Below are 16,484 nucleotides of genomic sequence, written 5' to 3'. Positions count from 1 at the left end.
GCTCGACAGGTCACCCGCAGCGGAACAGGCCATCCACGAGGACGCGAACGATACCGATCGCAGGTGACTTTCATGGACGACTGGCGAGAGCACGCCGCATGCCGCACGGAGGACCCCGACCTCTTCTTCCCGATCGGCACCACCGGTCCGGCCGCCCTGCAGACCGAGCAGGCGAAGGCGGTCTGCCGGGCCTGCCCGGTCCAGGAGCAGTGTCTTCGCTGGGCGCTCGACACCGGGCAGACCCTCGGCGTCTGGGGCGGGACCGGTGAACTGGAACGCCGGGCGCTCAAGCGGCGCGAGGCCGCGCGCCGACGCGCCCGCTGAGCCGGACACGGGCGTCCGGGCGACGTAGGCTCGAGGCAGTACCGACGGCCTGCTCAGCCGCCGTCACGCAGGACATCGCGCAGGACATCGCGCGGAACGTCACGCAGGACGTCACCAGGAAGGGGTCCGGTCATGACCGTGCGAGTGCGCCGCATCTACGACCCGCCCGAAGCCGAGGACGGCGTACGGGTCCTGGTGGACCGGCTGTGGCCGCGCGGCGTGGCGAAGGACGCGGCGCACGTGGACGAATGGCCCAAGGGGCTCACCCCGTCCACCGGGCTGCGCCGCTGGTACCACGCGGGGGAGGGTTCCTTCGCGCAGTTCGCCGAGCGGTACGAGGCGGAGCTGGGCGCGCCGGAGGCGGCCGAACTCCTGGCACACGTCCGGGAACTGGCGCGCGAGGGCGACGTGACGCTGCTGACGGCGTCGAAGTCGCCGGGCGAGAGTCAGGCCGCCGTGCTGCTCCGTCTCCTCGGCGAGGAGTGAGACCGGGGCGGCGCGCCGCCCCGGTCCGCCAGTCCGCCAGTCTGCCGGTCCGCCGTTCGGCCGTTCGGCCGGTCTGCCGGTCGGCCGGTCCGCCGATCTGCCCTTCAGCCGGTCTGCCGGGCCGCCGCCCGGCCCGCGGCCCGGCCCGAGAACAGGCAGCCGCCGAGGAAGGTCCCCTCCAGCGCGTTGTATCCGTGCACCCCTCCCCCGCCGAAGCCGGCCACCTCGCCGGCCGCGTACAGGCCCTCGACGGGGGTTCCGTCCGCGCCGAGAGCGCGGGAGTCGAGGTCGGTCTGGATGCCGCCGAGCGTCTTGCGGGTGAGGATGTGCAGCTTGACGCCGATCAGCGGCCCCGCCGCCGGGTCGAGGATGCGGTGCGGCGTCGCGACCCGGCCGAGGCGGTCGCCGAGGTAGCGGCGGGCGTTGCGGATGCCCTGAACCTGGGCGTCCTTGGCGTACGGGTTGGCCAGCTGGAGGTCGCGGGCCTCGATCTGGCGCCGCAGTGCGGCGGCGTCCAGGAGCGGTTCGTCGGTCAGGCCGTTCATCCGGTCGACGAGTTGCTCGAGGTTCGGCGCGGTCACGAAGTCGGCACCCTTGCGCAGGAAGGCGTCGACCGGGCCCGGGGCGCCCTTGCCGAGGAGGCGGGTGCGCAGGAATCCCGCGCGGTCCTTGGCGGTGATGTCGGGGTTCTGTTCGGAACCGGAGAGCGCGAACTCCTTCTCGACGATCCGCCGGGTGAGCACGAACCAGGAGTGGTCGTGCCCGGCCAGGCCCTCGGCGGTGCGCAGGTGCCGGAGCGTGCCGAGGGTGTCGTAGCCGGGCAGGTACGGCTCGGGCAGCCGGCGGCCGAGGGCGTCGAACCACATGGACGACGGTCCGGGCAGGATGCGGATGCCGTGGCCGGGCCAGATCGGGTCCCAGTTGCGCAGGCCCTCGGTGTAGTGCCACATCCGGTCGCGGTTGACCAGGCGGGCGCCGGCCTCGGCGCTGATGCCGAGCATGCGTCCGTCGACGTACGCGGGTACGCCGGTGACCATCTCGGCGGGCGGCGTGCCGAGGCGTGCGGGCCAGTGCCGGCGGACGGTGTCGTGGTCGGCGCCGATGCCGCCGGAGGTGACGACCACGGCCTGCGCGGTGAGTTCGAACGCGCCGGCCGCCTCCCGGCTGGAGGCGACGCCGCGGGGCGCGTGGTCCTCGGCGAGGACCGTGCCGCGCACGCCGCGCACCGTGCCGCCCTCGACGACGAGGTGGTCGACGCGGTGGCGGTGGTGGACGGTGAGCAGCCCGTCGCGCACGGCCTGCTTCGCGTGGCGCACGAACGGCTCGACGACGCCGGTGCCCGTGCCCCAGGCGATGTGGAAGCGGGGCACGGAGTTGCCGTGCCCGCCCGCCCGCAGGTCGCCGCGCTCGGCCCAGCCGACGGTGGGCAGGAAGGTGATGCCGTGCCCGGCCAGCCAGGACCGCTTCTCCCCCGCCGCCCACTCGACGTACGCCCTGGCCCAGCGCACCGCCCAGGAGTCCTCGTCCTCGGTCCGGTCGAAGCCGGCGCTGCCCTGCCAGTCGTTCCAGGCCAGGTCGAAGGAGTCCTTGACGCCGAGGCGGCGCTGCTCGGGCGAGTCGACGAGGAAGAGGCCACCGAAGGACCAGAAGGCCTGTCCGCCCAGGTTGGCGGCGTTCTCCTGGTCGACCAGGGCGACTCGCCGGCCCCGGCTGGTCAGTTCGTGGGCCGCGACGAGGCCCGCCAGGCCCGCTCCGACCACGATGACGTCGGCATCCATGACGACCGTCCTTTCCCGATGTCCGTGAGTTCCGTGAGTTCCGCCGGTCCCGCCGGTCCCGCCGGTTCCGTCGGTTCCGTCGGTTCCGTCGGTTCCGTCGGTTCCGTCGGTTCCGTCGGTTCCGTCGGTTCCGTCGGTTCCGTCAGTGATGTGTGCTGCCGTCGGTGAGCAGCGCGGTGAGCAGGTGGCCCAGCCAGGTCCGGGCGTGCCCGACGTCCCGGTCCAGGAGGAGCTGGGTGGTGACCCCGTCGTACGCCGCGACCACCGCGTGCGCGGCGCCGTCGGTGCCGCCCAGTACGGCGGGCAGGGCCGTGTGCCCGCGGGCGCGGGCCAGCCGGTCGGCGACCGCCCGCCTGAGCCGGGCCCGGTGCTCCAGCAGGGTCCGCGCGACCTGCGGGTCACGGGCGGCGTGCACCAGGAAGTCCGTCTTCACCAGGAGCCAGTCGCGGTCCAGGAGCAGTACCTCGGTGACCCGGTCCACGGCGGCCGGCACGTCCAGGTCGGGGCCGTCGGAGGCGAGGGCGTCGGCGACCTGCTCGGCGATGAGGTCGGCCCGTTGCCGGTAGAGGGCGAAGAACAGCTCGTCGAGGCTGTCGAAGTTGGAGTAGAAGGCGCCTCGGCTGTAGCCGGCCGCCTCGCAGACCTCCTCGATCGACACACGGCCGAACCCCTTGGCGGCGAACACCTCGAAGGCCGCGTCCAGGAGGTTGGCGCGGGTGCGCTCGCGCCGCCTGGTCACCCGCCCGGTCGTCGGACCCACCGCCATGCCCGGCCCCTCCGCTTCGTTCGATGCGGGCTCCTCAGCTTCGTTCGATGCGCGAATGTATCGGATGCACCGGCGTATCGAAAGTGGCGCCGCCCTCCGCGCGGGACGAGGCCACAACACCAAGCCCCGAAACACGGAATAGAACAACTTTTCGAACAAGGAGTACGCTGGTTTCCATGACCACGCACCTCCAGGGCTCGCTCTTCGACCAGACCGACGAGATCCGGCTCGGCCCGCTCGACGGGCTGCGCCGCACCCACCTCGGCTCGGGGGCCTGGATCGACCTGCTCCCCGGGTGGCTGAACGGTGCCGACGCGCTGTTCGAGCGGCTGGCCGCGGACGTGCCGTGGCGCGCGGAACGGCGTCCGATGTACGAGCGCGTCGTCGACGTGCCCCGGCTGCTCGCGTTCTACGGCGCGGGGGACCCGCTGCCCGACCCGCTGCTGGCCGACGCCCGCGACGCGCTGTCCGCGCACTACGCCGGTGAGCTGGGCGAGCCGTTCACCACGGCCGGGCTCTGCCACTACCGCGACGGCCGGGACAGCGTGGCGTGGCACGGGGACCGGATCGGGCGGGGCGCGCGCCGGGACACGATGGTCGCGATCCTGTCGGTCGGCGCGCCCCGCGACCTGCTGCTGCGCCCGGTGGGCGGCGGGAACACCGTGCGCCGTCCGCTGGGCCACGGCGACCTGATCGTGATGGGCGGTTCCTGCCAGCGCACCTGGGAGCACTGCGTGCCCAAGAGCACCCGGGCGGCGGGCCCCCGCATCAGCGTCCAGTTCCGGCCGCACGGCGTGCGCTGAGGGCCGCACGGCGTGCGCTGAGGGCCGGACGGCCGTGCCCGTGCCGCATCTGGTTGGCTGTCGTATGCGGGGCCGGCCGACCTGGAAGGCGGAGGACGATGAGCACGGACGTGCAGCAAGTGGCCGACGGCACCTACCTGGTGCACGGAGACCACACCAACTGGGTGATCCTCACCGACGGCGACGCGGTGACCCTCGTCGACACCGGCTTCCCCGCCGACCGCGGGCTGCTGCTCGACTCTTTGGCGACCGTCGGGAGTTCACCCGAGGCGGTGACGGCGGTGCTGATCACCCACGCCCACAGCGACCACCTGGGCTCCGCGCAGTACCTGCGGACCGCGCACGGCACTCCGGTACTGCTGCACGAGACCGAAGTACCGCACGCCCGGCGCGACTTCCTCCAGCAGGTCTCGGTCGGCAGCATCCTGCGCAACGTCTGGCGGCCGGGTGTGCTGCCGTGGACGGCGCACGTGCTGCGCTCCGGCGGCACCGGGCAGCACCCGGTGGCCGAGCCCGCCCCCTTCCCCGCCGACGGGCCCCTCGACCTGCCCGGCCGGCCCGTGCCGGTGCACACCCCGGGCCACACCGACGGCCACTGCGCCTACCACCTGCCCGACGCGGGCGTGGTGATCTCCGGCGACGCGCTGGTGACCGGGCACGCCATCTCCCGGGTGCGGGGTCCGCAGCTGCTGCCCGGCCTGTTCCACCACGACCGGGCGCGGGCGGCGGCCTCGCTGGACGTCCTCGCCGCTCTGGAGGGCGACCTCCTGCTCCCGGGGCACGGTCCCGTGCACCGCGGGCCGGTGAAGGACGCCGCGGCCGAGGCCCGGGAACGGGAGTCCCGGAGCCCGTTCTAGAGTCGGGGCATGGCCTTGCAGATCAGCGCCACCAATCCGGAGCATCCCGCGCTCCTGCTCGAACTGCCCTGGCAGACACCGCTGGAGCAGTGGCCCGAGGAGTACCTCGTGCCGCTGCCGCGCGGCATATCCCGGCACGTCGTCCGCTACGCGCGTGCCGGGGAGGAGGTCATCGCCGTCAAGGAGCTGGCCGAGCGGCCCGCGCTGCGCGAGTACCAGCTGCTGCGGGACCTGGACCGGCTGGCCATCCCGGCGGTGGACGCGCTGGCCGTCGTCACCGGCCGCACGGACGGCGCCGGCGAGGCGCTGGAACCGGTGCTGGTCACCCGGCACCTCGGCGGGTCACTGCCGTACCGGTCGATGTTCGAGACCACGCTGCGCCCGGCGACCATGCACCGGCTGATGGACGCCCTCGCGGTGCTGCTGGTCCGGCTGCACCTGGCCGGGTTCGCATGGGGCGACTGCTCGCTGTCCAACACGCTCTTCCGGCGCGACGCGGGCGCCTACGCCGCCTACCTGGTGGACGCCGAGACCGGTGACCTGCACCCGCGGCTCAGCGACGGGCAGCGCGACTACGACCTCGACCTGGCCCGGGTCAACATCAGCGGCGAACTCCTCGACCTGGAGGCGTCCGGGGCGCTGCACCCCTCCGTCGACCCGGTCGACTTCGGCACCGAGATCTGCGCCCGCTACCGCACCCTGTGGCAGGAGCTGACCCGCACCTCCGTCTACCCGGCCGGCAAGTACCACTACATCGAGCGCCGCATCCGGCGGCTCAACGACCTCGGCTTCGACGTGGCCGAGATGCAGATCGAGCACGCCGCCAACGGCGACACGGTCACCTTCGTGCCCAAGGTCGTCGACGCCGGCCACCACCAGCGCCAACTGCTGCGCCTGACCGGCCTGGACACCGAGGAGAACCAGGCCAGGCGGCTGCTCAACGACCTCGAGAGCTGGATGGCCACCCAGGACGACTACGCCCCGGGCGACCCCCTCGGGGCCCGGCCGGAGGTCCTCGCCCACCGCTGGGTGCGCGAGGTGTTCCGGCCCACCGTGCGGGCCGTGCCGGTGGAGCTGCGCGGCGCGATGGACCCGGCGGAGATCTACCACGAGCTGCTTGAGCACCGCTGGTACCTCTCCGAGCGGGCCCAGCACGACATCGGCCTGGACACGGCCGTCGAGGACTACCTCGTCACCGTCCTGCCCAAGGCGCGCGAGACCCTCCGGCCGACGGAGGACTGAGCCGCGCAACGGCACTCACCACCCGTACCACCTGCCCTCACCCGTACCACCACCGTCCCTCACCCGTACCACCTCACCGGTACCACCGGGCCCGCGCCGGGCACCCCGGACCTGCGCCAGGCACACCGGACCCGTGCCGGGCCGCCGGAGCCCTCAGGTGTGCGGCACCACCGCCACCGGGCAGTCGGCGTGGTGCAGCACGCCGTGGGCCACCGACCCGATCCGGGCGCCGACGGCCGTACGGCGGGCCCGGCGGCCGACGACCATCAGCTGGGCGTCCTCGGCCACCGACAGCAGCACCTGGCCCGCGCTGCCCATCTCCACGTGCTCGACGACCGGGACGTCGGGGAAGCGCTCGCGCCAGGGCCCGAGCGCCTCGCCCAGCGCCTTGCGCTCGTACTGCTCCAGGCCCCCGGCCTCGTCGGCCAGCGCCATGGAGCCCGGGCTGTAGGTGAAGACCGTCGGCAGGGCCCACGCGCGCACGGCCCGCACGGTCGCGCCTCGCGCGGCGGCGGCCTCGAAGGCGAAACCGATGACGTCGGCGCTGTCCTCCGGCTCCCCCTGCTGGCCCACGACGACCTCGCGGCCGCCGGCCTCCGCGGCGGCCTCGTCACCGGCCCGCACGAGGACGACCGGCCCGGTCGCCTCGGCGATGACCTGCTGGCCGACGGAGCCGAGCAGGAAGCCGACGACCGCGCCGTGGCCGCGCGAGCCGAGCACCAGGGACCCGGCGTCGGCCGAGGCGGCCAGCAGCGCGGCGACCGCGTCGCCCTCGCGGACCTCGGTGGACACCGTGAGCCGCGGGTGCCGCTCGGTGACGGTCCGGACCGCCCCGGCGACCGAGTCCCGGACCCACCGCTCCTGCGCGTCCCGGTCCCCCGCGCCGGCCGCCTCCTGTGCCTGGTGGCGCCAGGCGTGCACCACGCGGAGCGGGACGTCCCTGCGGACCGCCTCCCGCGCCGCCCAGGCCACTGCGGCCACGCTCTCCTGCGAACCGTCCACGCCTGCCGTGATCGGGCGCGTCATACGGGTCCCTCCCTGTGTCGCGGTCACGTCGTTCACGGGACCCAGTGTTCCCCAAGCCGTTGCTGCCACCGCACCGCGGGCAAGGCGGACGCCCCGCCCCCGCCCCCACCGCCTGCTGAGCGAGGACGCGCGATCGAACATACGATGGGCCGCAGGCCGGTGCGGTGACGGGGACGCCGGGCCGTGAACCCGGTCGTTCGACGTGGGGGACGTATGACACAGGCCGCCGAGGCGACGCGGACCGTCATCATGACCGTGGACGACGATCCCGGGGTCTCCCGCGCCGTCGCCCGTGACCTGCGACGGCGCTACGGCGCCACGTACCGCGTCGTGCGCGCCGAGTCCGGCGAGTCGGCCCTGGAGGCGCTGCGGGAGCTGAAGCTGCGCGGCGACCTGGTGGCCGTGCTCCTCGCCGACTACCGGATGCCGCAGATGAACGGCATCGAGTTCCTGGAGCAGGCGCTGGACGTCTACCCGGCCGCCCGGCGGGTGCTGCTGACCGCGTACGCGGACACCGACGCGGCGATCGACGCGATCAACGTCGTCGATCTGGACCACTACCTGCTCAAGCCGTGGGACCCGCCCGAGGAGAAGCTGTACCCGGTCGTGGACGACCTGCTCGAGGCCTGGCGCACCGGCGACCACCGGCCCGTGCCGAGCACCAAGGTCGTCGGGCACCGCTGGTCGGCGCGGTCCTCGGAGGTCCGGGAGTTCCTGGCCCGCAACCAGGTGCCCTACCGCTGGTACTCCTCGGACGAGCCCGAGGGGCGGCGGCTGCTGTCGGCGGCCGGGCAGGACGGGCAGCGGCTGCCGGTGGTGATCACGCCGGACGGCACCCCGCTGGTGGAACCCGAGGCGCCCGACCTCGCCGCACACGTGGGCCTGGCGACGACGCCCGCCGCGGACTTCTACGACCTGGTGGTGATCGGCGGCGGCCCCGCCGGGCTCGGCGCGGCCGTGTACGGGGCCTCGGAGGGCCTGCGGACGGTGCTGGTGGAGCGGTCGGCCACCGGCGGCCAGGCGGGGCAGAGTTCCCGCATCGAGAACTACCTCGGCTTTCCCGACGGCGTCTCCGGCGGCCAGCTCACCGAACGGGCCCGGCGGCAGGCGGCGAAGTTCGGTGCCGAGATCCTCACCGCGCGCGAGGTGACGGGTCTGGAGGCGAACGGGGCGGCGCGGACCGTCCGGTTCTCGGACGGCTCGGCGATCGCCGCGCACAGCGTGATCCTGGCGACCGGCGTCTCCTACCGGCAGCTGACCGCGCCGGGCACCCACGACCTGGCCGGCTGCGGCGTCTTCTACGGCTCGGCGCTGACCGAGGCGGCCTCCTGCCAGGGGCACGACGTGTACGTCGTCGGCGGCGCCAACTCGGCCGGGCAGGCCGCGATGTACCTCGCCCGGGGCGCCAAGTCGGTGACGCTGCTGGTGCGCGGCGACTCCCTGGCGGCGTCGATGTCGTACTACCTGGTCCAGCAGATCGAGGAGACGCCCAACATCCACGTCCGCTGCGGCACGGTCGTCGAGAGCGCGCACGGCGACGGCCACCTGGAAGGGCTCACGCTGCGCGACGCGCTGAACGGCGGGACCGAACGCGTCGACGCGCAGTGGCTGTTCGTGTTCATCGGCGCGGCACCGCTGACCGACTGGCTGGACGGCACGGTGCTGCGCGACGAACGGGGGTTCATCCTGGCCGGGCCCGACCTCACCCCGGGCGGACGGCCGCCCGCCCGGTGGGAGCTGGACCGGCCGCCTTACCACCTGGAGACCAGCGTCCCCGGCGTCTTCGTGGCGGGCGACGCCCGCGCGGAGTCCGCGAAACGGGTCGCGTCCGCCGTCGGAGAGGGAGCCATGGCCGTGATGCTCGTCCACCGGTACCTGGAGCAGTCGTGAGCGGGCGGCCGATGCCGTGCAGCCCCGAGGAGATCGGGACGCTGTTCCTCTTCGAGAAGCTGACGTCCGAGCAGCTGGGCCGCCTGTGCGCCGAGGGCCGCGTGGAGCTGTTCGAACCGGGCCCGGTGTACGCGGAGGGCGAGGCGGCGACCTGCTTCTACGTGCTGCTGGAGGGGTCGGTCGTGCTGTCCCACCGGGTCGGCGGCGACGACGTGGAGACCAACCGCACCTCGCAGCGCGGGGTGTACGCGGGCGCGATGCAGGCGTACGTCGGTGACCGGGTGCCGCAGGTCTACAACAACTCGATGCGGGTCACCGGACCGACGCGGTTCTTCGTGCTGCCGGCGGACACGTTCGCGGCGGTGATGCGCGAGTGGTTCCCGATGGCGGTGCATCTGCTGGAGGGGCTGTTCTTCGGCTCCAAGAACACACAGCGGGCGATCGGTCAGCGCGAGCGGCTGCTCGCGCTCGGCTCGTTGTCGGCCGGTCTCACCCACGAGCTGAACAATCCGGCGGCGGCCTCGGTACGGGCCACGGCGACGCTGCGCGAGCGGGTGGCGAAGATGCGGCACAAGCTGGCCGTGATCGCCGAGGGCCCCTTCTCCCGCGACGCGCTCGCGGGGCTCATCGAGATCCAGGAGCGCACGGCGGAGCGGGTCGCGAAGGCGCCCTCGCTCAGCCCGCTGGAGGCCGCCGACCGCGAGGACGCCCTCGGCGACTGGCTGGAGGACCACGGGATCCAGCAGGGCTGGCAGCTCGCGCCGGTCTTCGTGCAGGCCGGTCTGGACACCGAGTGGCTCGAACAGGTCGCGGCGGCCGTGGACACGGCGATGCTGCCGGGCGCGGTCGGCTGGCTCAACTACACGGTCGAGACCGAGCTGCTGATGAACGAGATCGCGGACTCCACCGCCCGCATCTCGCACCTGGTGGACGCGGCCAAGCAGTACGCGCAGCTGGACCGCGCGCCGTACCGCACCGTCGACGTCCACGAACTCCTCGACAGCACCCTGCTGATGCTGTCCGGCAAGATCGGTCCCCGGATCGAGGTCGTCAAGGAGTACGACCGTACGCTGCCGCGGATCCCGGCGTACCCGGCGGAGCTGAACCAGGTGTGGACCAACCTCATCGACAACGCGGTCGCGGCGGTGAACGCGGCGGGCGGGGACGGCACGCTGACCGTGCGGACCGCGCTCCAGCACGACCGGCTGCTGGTGGAGTTCCGCGACACCGGCACCGGGATCGCCCCGGAGGTCAAGGGGCGCATCTTCGACCCGTTCTTCACGACCAAGCCCGTGGGCGAGGGCACCGGGCTGGGTCTCGACATCTCCTGGCGGATCGTGGTCGACAAGCACCACGGCACCCTCCAGGCCGAGTCCGAGCCGGGCGACACACGCTTCCAGGTGCTCCTGCCGCTCACCGCCCCGGAGGCCGATGCGACCGGTCCGGCCGGCCGGACCGAACAGGATGAACGGGATTAACAGGGTCAACGAGGCGAATATGGTGGACAAACGGACTGGGCGGAGAGACGCCTCGGACCGGGAGGACGCCACGAGAGGAGACAGCATGACCAGCGACACCGGAGTCGACCCCACCGTCCCGCCGAGCGGCAGCGGCTGTGCCGAGTGCGACGCGACGGGCGGCTGGTGGTTCCACCTGCGGCGCTGTGCGAGCTGCGGCCACGTCGGCTGCTGCGACAGCTCGCCGGGACAGCACGCGACGGGCCACTTCCGGTCGACCGGACACCCGATGGTGCAGAGCTACGAGCCGGGCGAGGAGTGGTACTGGGACTACGCGGCCAACGAGGTGCGCGAGTCGGGCCCGCGCCTCGCCCCGCCCACCGGCCACCCCGAGGACCAGCCCGCCCCGGGCCCCGCGGGCCGGGTCCCGGCGGACTGGGCCTCCGCGCTGCACCGCTGAGTTCCGGAGCCCGCAGCCGCACGCACACCGGTCCGGGCAGGCATGTGTCCGGGCGGGCATGTGAAGGCCCGTCACCGGGGAGGGGCCGTGGCAGCGGTACCGGGCCGCGCAGGGCCCACGTCCCGGCGGTCCCAAGAAAAAACCTGAGGGCCCGGTGTCGTACCCGCGGGCCAGGATGGACGGTGTGCCGCGGACCTCTCTCACCAGCCCGCTCGTCGGCTGCGACCGCGAACTCGCGCGTCTCACCGGCCTACTGGAGCGCGCCCGGGCCCGGCGAGGCGGACTGCGCCGGGCCGGGGACGGGGGCGGGGTGGCGCGCTGGACGGACACGGCGGCCGGGCTGCTGGAGGAGGCCCGCTGGTCCGCCGGGCACGGCTGCGACGACGTCCCGCAGGGCGCGGAGGGGCAGGCGTGGCTGGCGTGTGCGGAGGCCGAGTGGTCCCGGGTCCGTGCCGCCGAACCGGACCCGGCGCCCTGGGAGAGGGCGGTGGCCGCCTTCGCGTACGGCGACTCCTACGAGCGCGCGCGGTGCCGGCTGCGGCTGGCCGAGGCGCTGCTGGCGGCGGACCGCCGCGAGGAGGCGGGCGCGGAGGCCGACGCGGTGCGCCGGGAGGCCGACCGGCTCGGTGCGACGGTGCTGCGTGAGCGGCTCGACGACCTGGTGCGCCGCGGCCGCCTCGGGGACCCGGCGCGGGGCGGGCCGGGTGCCGCGGTGCTGACCGCCCGCGAACAGGACGTGCTGCGGCTGCTCGCCCTCGGCCGCACCAACCGGCGGATCGGCGAGGAGCTGTTCATCAGCGCCAAGACGGCGAGCGTCCACGTCTCCAACATCCTCGCCAAGCTGAACGCGTCGAGCCGCACGGAGGCGGTCGCGGTCGCCCACCGGCAGGGACTGGTCGCCCCGGAGCCGGCGCCGCCGCGCTGACCCGGCGGGTCCCGGGAACCCCCGTGCGCCCTCCGGACGTTGACCCGGCACCGAGACCCCACTGGAAGCACGGGCGACGACACAGGACGGCACGATGAGCGAGTTGGTCCCCGGGGGTAACACCCCCCTGCCGGGCGGCCCGGTGCGCCTGCGGGTGCCCGGCGCCTTCGACGTCTCCGCGCTCGTCACGGACGACGGGGGCAAGGTGGGCGGCGACGAGGACTTCGTCTTCTACAACCAGCCGGACGCTCCCGGCCTCCGGCTGCGCGACGGTACGCTCACCGTCGAACCCGCGCGGCTGCGGCCCGGGGCCACCCGGGTCACGGTGGTGGTCAGCCCTTCGGACCCCGCTACCGCCTTGAGCGCGCTCCCCTCCCCCGTCCTGCACGTCACCGACGCCGCCGGGCGGACCACGGCCCGGTTCACGCCCGCGCGCCCCGGGCGGGAGACGGTCCTGCTGCTCGCGGAGCTGTACCGGCGCGGCGGGGGCTGGAAGCTGCGCGCCCTCGGCCAGGGGTACGCGGACGGACTCGCCGGGCTCGCCCGGGACTTCGGCGTGGAGGTGGTCGAGGACACGGGGCCCGGGCCGGGGGCGGCACCGGCACCTTCCGCGCCGCTCTCCGCCTCCGACGCCGGCTCCGTCCCCGTCCCCGCCTCCGCCTCCGCCTCCGCCTCCGCCTCCGCCTCCGAGGGTTCCGACGGTTTTCTCGGCCTGGTCAACTCCGCCCGGAGCGCGGCCGGTTCGCCCGCCGTGCGCGCCGACTCCCGGCTGGTGGCGGCGGCGCGGGCGCACGCCGCCGCCATGGCGGCCGCCGGCACCCTGAGCGTGGAGACGCGTGACGGCGTCGCCGTCCACCAGCGCGTCGTCTCGGCCGGTTTCGCGTACCTGACCGTCGGCGAGCACCTGGTCTCGGGACCGCGCACCCCGGCCGAGTTCGTCGCGTACTGCCTGCGCACCGAGCGCACCCGGCGCACGCTGCACGACGCGTCCTTCACCCACGCCGGGTGGGCGCAGGTGACCGGCGGGCCCTCCGGCGACACGTACTGGACGGCGCTGTGGGCCGTGCCGCTCACTCCGGACGGCCTGGCCCGTACGACGGCGGAGGTCCTCGCCCTCACCAACCGGGAGCGGGCCGGGGCGGGGCTGCCCGCGCTGGCCGCCGACGGCCGGCTGGCCCGTGCCGCGCAGGCGCACAGTACGGACATGGTGGCGCGGGACTTCTACGCGCACACGGACCCGGACGGCGGGCAGCCCTGGGACCGGGCCGCCGCCGCGGGCGCCACGCGGCGCACGGTCGGCGAGAACATCGCCTGCGGCCAGCGCTCCCCGGCCGAGGTCGTCGAGGGCTGGATGAACAGCCCCGGGCACCGGGCCAACATCCTCAAGGCCGAGTTCACCCACCTCGGTGTCGGCCTGGCCGGCGGCGGCCGCGCCGGGACGTACTGGACGCAGCTCTTCGGCGGCTGACCGGGCCGGAGGCCCGGCTGCGCCGGATCTTGGCGGAACGGGGCGCTCCGGGCCAGGATGCCGACATGAAGGGTGACCTCTTTTCCAGCGAGCACATGGTGCAGCCCGCCGCGGCGCCGGGCATGACCGTCGAGAACTCCAAGTGCATCCGTTACACGGTGAACGGCGAGATGCTGGCCCGGCAGGGCGCGATGGTCGCCTACCGCGGCGGCCTCCAGTTCGAGCGCAAGGGCCAGGGCGTGGGCGGCATGCTCAAACGCGCGGTGACCGGCGAGGGACTGCCGCTGATGGCGGTGCGCGGCCAGGGTGAGGCCTGGTTCGCGCACGAGGCGCAGAACTGCTTCATCGTCGAGGTGGAGCCCGGTGACGAGTTCACGGTCAACGGCCGCAACGTCCTGTGTTTCGACGCGACGCTCTCGTACCGCATCGCGACCGTGAAGGGCTCGGGCATCGCCGGCGGCGGGCTCTTCAACAGCGTCTTCACCGGCCAGGGGCGGCTGGGTCTGGTCTGCGAGGGCAGCCCGCTGGTGATCCCGGTCTCGCCCGAGTACCCGGTCTACGTCGACACGGACGCGATCGTGGGCTGGTCGGCGGGGCTCCAGACCTCGCTGCACCGTTCGCAGTCGATCGGTTCGATGCTGCGGGGCGGTTCCGGGGAGGCGGTCCAGCTGTTCCTCCAGGGGCAGGGGTTCGTCGTCGTCCGGCCGAGCGAGGCGACGCCGCAGAAGGCCCAGCAGCACTGAGCCGCCCCGCGCCCCTGCCACGTCCCGCGCGCGCCGCCCGGAAGGCGTGTTGACCTCGGACGCGTCGCGCGAAAGGGTGCGCAGGGGCGTGGATCAGCGCCCGCGCCGGAAGGAAGAAACTGCCTTGATCGGGATCACGGAGATCGAAGCCGCGGCCGAGCGGATCGCCGGACATGTCGTACGCACCCCCACCGTGCCGAGCCCGGGGCTGTCGGCGCTGCTCGGTGTCCCGGTCACCGCGAAACTGGAACTGCTCCAGCGCACCGGTTCCTTCAAGGCGCGTGGCGCGACGGCGAAACTGCTGTCGCTGACCGAGGCCGAGCGGGCCGCGGGGGTGGTCGCGGTCAGCGGCGGCAACCACGGCATCGCGGTGGCGGTGATGGCCGCCGCGCTGGACGTGAAGGCCACGGTGGTCATGCCGCGTACGGCACCGGCCCGTTCCGTGGAGATCGCCGAGGAGGCCGGCGCCCTGGTGCGGCTGACGGACGGGATGGACAGCGCCTTCGCCCTCGTCACCCGGCTGCGGGAGGAGGGGCTGACGCTGGTCCACCCCTTCGACGACCCGGTGGTGATCGCCGGGCAGGGCACCGTCGGGCTGGAGTTCGCCGAGGACGCCGGGCGGCTCACGGACGTCCTGGTGAGCATCGGGGGCGGCGGGCTGATCGCGGGGGTGGCGGCGGCGCTGCGGGCCGCGCGGCCGGACGTGCGGATCTGGGGCGTGGAGACCGGGGGCGCCGAGGCCATGTCGGCGGCGCTGGCGGCGGGCGGACCGCTGCCGGTGGCGCTGTCGTCCGTCGTCACCACGCTCAGCGCCCCCTCCGTCTCGCAGGTGACGTACGAGCATGTGTCGGAGCTGGTCACCGACGTGCTCGTGGTGCCGGACCGGGAGGCCGTCGAGGGGTCGCTGGCGCTCGCCGAGCACGCGAAGGTGTGGACCGAGCCGGCCGCGGGCTGTCTGGTGCCGGCGGCACGGCGGGTCGTGGAGCGGGTGGGTCCCGATGCCCGGATCGGACTCGTGGTGTGCGGGGGCAATGCCACGACCGCCGACATGGCGTCCTGGGCGGACCGTTTCGGGCTGCGCTGACCGGAGGTCAGAACCGGTCCGCGTTCCCCCCTTGTCCGCCCCTTCGCTGAACGCACCCGGGCCCGCCCGCCGTACCTCTGGGCACGATGGGAACCGGCGGTGCGAACGAGGGATTGGCCATGGGCTGGGCACAGGTCTCCGCACAGGAACTGCTCGCCGGACGGTACCGCCTGTCCGAGGTGGTCCACCGCGAGACGAACCGCGTCTCCTGGTCGGGCGAGGACACGGCCACCGGCCGTCCGTGTCTGGTCACGGCGGTCGAGCTGCCGCAGGACCGGACGGGCGGGACCGCCCGCCGGGCCGCCGCCCGGGTGCTGCGCACCGGTGCGGCCGTGGCCGCGCTCTGCCCCGGACGGACCGCTCAGGTCGTCGACGCGGTCGTGGCGGACGGCAGCCTGTGGACGGTCACCGACTGGGCGGGCGGCGCACCGCTCGGTGACCTCCTGGACCGGCACGGCACGTTCGGTCCCGTGCGGGCGGCGCGTGTCGGCCTGGAACTGCTGTCCGTGCTGGAGGCGGCGCACGGCCGGGGCATCACCCACGGGGAACTCAGTCCCGGGCAGGTGTTCGTGCGCGAGGACGGCTCGGTCGTCGTCACCGGTTTCGGACTGGCCGGCACGACTCTCGCCCCACGGCTCGCCGCACCCGCGTACGCCTCGCCCGAGCAGGCCCGCGACGAGCGCATCGGTCCGGCGGCCGACCTGTGGACGCTGGGCGCGCTGCTGTACACGATGGTCGAGGGGCACCCTCCGTTCCGTGACCGGGGCAGGCCCGAGGCGACGCTGAGGGGCGTCGACCGGCTGCCGTTGCGTACGCCGGTGCGCGCCGGGCCGCTGACCCGGGCCGTGCAGGGCCTGCTGCGCAAGGACTCGCGGGAACGGCTGTCGCGGCCGGTGGTCCGCGCGGCGCTCGTCCGGGTGCTGGCGGAGGATCCGGAGGCGGGCGTGTACGAGGTGTCCCGGCCGCCGCGGTCCGGTGGGGCGTACAGCGGCGCACGGAGCCCGGGCCACGGCTGGGGCCGGCGGGGCGCGGTCGCCGGGACCGCCCTGGCGCTCGTGACGGTCACGGCCGCCGCCCTGGCCGCCGCCCAAGGGTGGTCCGGCGGGGACGGCGGCCCCGCCACGGACGCGGGCCGGCGTCCCTCGGCCCCCGCGACCCCGCCCGCCGACGAGGCC

At 74.3% G+C, this 16,484-nt stretch carries 15 protein-coding genes and 1 pseudogene; 13 read left to right on the top strand and 3 right to left on the bottom strand.

The window, feature by feature from the left end; all coding sequences use genetic code 11:
- The first annotated feature begins 72 nt into the window (after positions 1-72).
- Both HZS56_RS29500 and HZS56_RS29495 read left to right on the top strand, forming a co-directional pair.
- Entirely contained in the window at positions 73-324 is a 252-nt protein-coding gene (locus HZS56_RS29500; RefSeq protein WP_216723856.1) for a WhiB family transcriptional regulator, read from the top strand.
- Between the two features lie 132 nt (positions 325-456).
- Entirely contained in the window at positions 457-810 is a 354-nt protein-coding gene (locus tag HZS56_RS29495) for a DUF488 domain-containing protein (RefSeq protein WP_216723855.1), read from the top strand.
- A gap of 104 nt (positions 811-914) precedes the next feature.
- On the opposite strand, the gene HZS56_RS29490 is transcribed toward HZS56_RS29495, so the two are convergent.
- Positions 915-2,588: an FAD-binding dehydrogenase gene (locus HZS56_RS29490; RefSeq protein ID WP_216723854.1), complete on the bottom strand. Its 1,674-nt coding sequence runs from the start codon at positions 2,586-2,588 to the stop codon at positions 915-917.
- A 142-nt stretch (positions 2,589-2,730) separates the two neighbouring features.
- Entirely contained in the window at positions 2,731-3,354 is a 624-nt protein-coding gene (locus tag HZS56_RS29485) for a TetR/AcrR family transcriptional regulator (protein ID WP_216723853.1), read from the bottom strand.
- A 176-nt stretch (positions 3,355-3,530) separates the two neighbouring features.
- Between HZS56_RS29485 and HZS56_RS29480 the strand changes: the two genes are divergently transcribed.
- From HZS56_RS29480 to HZS56_RS29470, 3 genes are all read left to right on the top strand, one after another.
- Entirely contained in the window at positions 3,531-4,157 is a 627-nt protein-coding gene (locus tag HZS56_RS29480; protein ID WP_216723852.1) for an alpha-ketoglutarate-dependent dioxygenase AlkB, read from the top strand.
- Positions 4,158-4,255: 98 nt separating this feature from the next.
- A complete protein-coding gene (locus HZS56_RS29475; RefSeq protein ID WP_216723851.1) occupies positions 4,256-5,014 on the top strand; it encodes an MBL fold metallo-hydrolase in 759 nt (252 codons plus the stop codon).
- A gap of 9 nt (positions 5,015-5,023) precedes the next feature.
- On the top strand, positions 5,024-6,256 hold the full coding sequence (locus tag HZS56_RS29470) for a DUF4032 domain-containing protein (protein WP_216723850.1): 1,233 nt from the start codon (positions 5,024-5,026) through the stop codon (positions 6,254-6,256).
- A gap of 153 nt (positions 6,257-6,409) precedes the next feature.
- Here the strand turns inward: HZS56_RS29470 and HZS56_RS29465 are convergent, their stop codons facing one another.
- Positions 6,410-7,282 carry a universal stress protein gene (locus HZS56_RS29465; protein ID WP_216723849.1) on the bottom strand — a complete coding sequence of 291 codons (873 nt, stop codon included), beginning with the start codon at positions 7,280-7,282 and terminating at the stop codon, positions 6,410-6,412.
- Positions 7,283-7,495: 213 nt separating this feature from the next.
- Here HZS56_RS29465 and HZS56_RS29460 point away from each other — a divergent pair, with 213 nt between their 5' ends.
- From HZS56_RS29460 to HZS56_RS29425, 8 genes and pseudogenes are all read left to right on the top strand, one after another.
- A complete protein-coding gene (locus HZS56_RS29460) occupies positions 7,496-9,172 on the top strand; it encodes an NAD(P)/FAD-dependent oxidoreductase (protein WP_216723848.1) in 1,677 nt (558 codons plus the stop codon).
- 11 nt (positions 9,173-9,183) lie between these two features.
- Positions 9,184-10,650, top strand: coding sequence for an ATP-binding protein (locus HZS56_RS29455; protein ID WP_216723868.1), 1,467 nt, complete (start codon positions 9,184-9,186; stop codon positions 10,648-10,650).
- An 85-nt stretch (positions 10,651-10,735) separates the two neighbouring features.
- Positions 10,736-11,089 carry a UBP-type zinc finger domain-containing protein gene (locus tag HZS56_RS29450; protein WP_216723847.1) on the top strand — a complete coding sequence of 118 codons (354 nt, stop codon included), beginning with the start codon at positions 10,736-10,738 and terminating at the stop codon, positions 11,087-11,089.
- 283 nt (positions 11,090-11,372) lie between these two features.
- A pseudogene (locus HZS56_RS38820) lies at positions 11,373-12,014 on the top strand (helix-turn-helix transcriptional regulator); the annotation flags it as partial.
- 94 nt (positions 12,015-12,108) lie between these two features.
- Positions 12,109-13,482, top strand: a complete 1,374-nt coding sequence (locus HZS56_RS29440) for a CAP domain-containing protein (RefSeq protein WP_216723846.1) — start codon at positions 12,109-12,111, stop codon at positions 13,480-13,482.
- Positions 13,483-13,547: 65 nt separating this feature from the next.
- Positions 13,548-14,225 carry an AIM24 family protein gene (locus tag HZS56_RS29435; RefSeq protein ID WP_216723845.1) on the top strand — a complete coding sequence of 226 codons (678 nt, stop codon included), beginning with the start codon at positions 13,548-13,550 and terminating at the stop codon, positions 14,223-14,225.
- 124 nt (positions 14,226-14,349) lie between these two features.
- A complete protein-coding gene (locus HZS56_RS29430) occupies positions 14,350-15,309 on the top strand; it encodes a threonine/serine dehydratase family protein (RefSeq protein WP_216723844.1) in 960 nt (319 codons plus the stop codon).
- Between the two features lie 119 nt (positions 15,310-15,428).
- Positions 15,429-16,484 (top strand): protein kinase domain-containing protein (locus HZS56_RS29425; protein WP_216723843.1); only part of this gene is annotated, 1,056 nt, incomplete at its 3' end.

Source organism: Streptomyces mayonensis, assembly GCF_018982965.1.
In the GTDB taxonomy this organism is placed as follows: Bacteria; Actinomycetota; Actinomycetes; order Streptomycetales; family Streptomycetaceae; genus Streptomyces; species Streptomyces mayonensis.
This window is presented reverse-complemented; position numbering and strand designations above follow the sequence as displayed.